The sequence below is a fragment of the Pedobacter sp. AK013 genome (genome assembly GCF_014205835.1).
GTDB lineage: Bacteria > Bacteroidota > Bacteroidia > Sphingobacteriales > Sphingobacteriaceae > Pedobacter.
The window spans coordinates 1-2,015 of record NZ_JACHCQ010000080.1 but is presented as its reverse complement, the minus strand read 5'-3'; the positions used below and the strand labels follow the sequence as shown (position 1 = coordinate 2,015).

Below are 2,015 nucleotides of genomic sequence, written 5' to 3'. Positions count from 1 at the left end.
CAGTAGAAACCCAGGTCGTACCGTTGTAAACATAGGTTTCACCGGTAGTGGTATTAATATAAGTATCACCAGTAGCTCCTGTTCCTGTTGGAGCACCAGCACCACTGGTTACCGATTTTCCATCAACGCCATTTGTGCCATTTGTACCATTTGTTCCAGCAACCCCTTGTGGGCCAGTAGCGCCAGTTGCACCTTGTGGGCCAACTGCACCAGGATCGCCCTGTGGTCCTTTAATATTGCCAGTAGAAACCCAGGTCGTACCATTGTAAACATAGGTTTCACCGGTAGTGGTATTAATATAAGTATCACCAGTAGCCCCTGTTCCTGTCGGAGCACCAGTACCACTGGTTACCGATTTCCCATCAACTCCATTTGTACCATTAGTTCCCGCAACACCTTGAATTCCTTGTGGACCAGCAGCACCAGTTGCACCAGGATCGCCCTGTGGTCCTTTAATATTGCCCGTAGAAACCCAGGTTGTACCATTGTAAACATAGGTTTCGCCGGTAGTGGTATTAATATAAGTATCACCAGTAGCTCCTGTTCCTGTTGGAGCACCAGCACCGCTGGTTACCGATTTTCCATCAACGCCATTTGTGCCGTTTGTACCGTTAGTTCCAGCAAGACCTTGAGGTCCTGCAATACCTTGCGGACCAACTGCACCTTGTGGGCCTGCAACACCAGGATCGCCCTGTGGTCCTTTAATGTTGCCAGTAGAAACCCAGGTTGTACCATTGTAAACATAGGTTTCACCTGTAGTGGTATTGATATAAGTATCACCAGTAGCGCCTGTTCCTGTCGGAGCACCAGTACCACTGGTTACCGATTTTCCATCAACGCCATTTGTGCCGTTTGTACCGTTTGTTCCAGCAATACCTTGAGGTCCTGCAACACCTTGCGGACCAACTGCACCTTGTGGGCCTGCAACACCAGGATCGCCCTGTGGTCCTTTAATGTTGCCAGTAGAAACCCAGGTCGTACCATTGTAAATATAGGTTTCACCTGTAGTGGTATTGATATAAGTATCACCAGTAGCTCCTGTTCCTGTCGGAGCAGTAGTACCGCTGGTTACCGATTTCCCATCAACTCCATTTGTACCATTAGTTCCCGCAACACCTTGAATTCCTTGTGGACCAGCAGCACCAGTTGCACCAGGATCTCCTTGTGGTCCTTTAATGTTGCCAGTAGAAACCCAGGTTGTACCATTGTAAACATAGGTTTCACCTGTAGTGGTATTGATATAAGTATCACCAGTAGCCCCTGTTCCTGTCGGAGCACCAGTACCACTGGTTACCGATTTTCCGTCAACGCCATTTGTGCCGTTTGTACCGTTTGTTCCAGCAATACCTTGAGGTCCTGCAACACCTTGCGGACCAACTGCACCTTGTGGGCCTGCAACACCAGGATCGCCCTGTGGTCCTTTAATGTTGCCAGTAGAAACCCAGGTTGTACCATTGTAAACATAGGTTTCACCTGTAGTGGTATTAATATAAGTATCACCAGTAGCTCCTGTTCCTGTTGGAGCAGTAGTACCGCTGGTTACCGATTTCCCATCAACTCCATTTGTACCATTAGTTCCCGCAACACCTTGGGGCCCTGCAACACCTTGCGGACCAACTGCACCTTGTGGGCCTGCAACACCAGGATCGCCCTGTGGTCCTTTAATATTGCCCGTAGAAACCCAGGTTGTACCATTGTAAACATAGGTTTCGCCGGTAGTGGTATTAATATAAGTATCACCAGTAGCTCCTGTTCCTGTTGGAGCACCAGCACCGCTGGTTACCGATTTTCCATCAACGCCATTTGTGCCGTTTGTACCGTTAGTTCCAGCAAGACCTTGAGGTCCTGCAATACCTTGCGGACCAACTGCACCTTGTGGGCCTGCAACACCAGGATCGCCCTGTGGTCCTTTAATATTGCCAGTAGAAACCCAGGTCGTACCGTTGTAAACATAGGTTTCACCGGTAGTGGTATTAATATAAGTATCACCAGTAGCTCCTGTTCCTGTTGGAGCA

General features: G+C 48.8%; 1 protein-coding gene. It reads right to left on the bottom strand.

Translation table 11 applies throughout. From position 1 onward, the window contains the following. The coding region (locus HDC90_RS25250) for a hypothetical protein (protein WP_221451950.1) at positions 1–2,015 on the bottom strand (2,015 nt) is incomplete at both ends.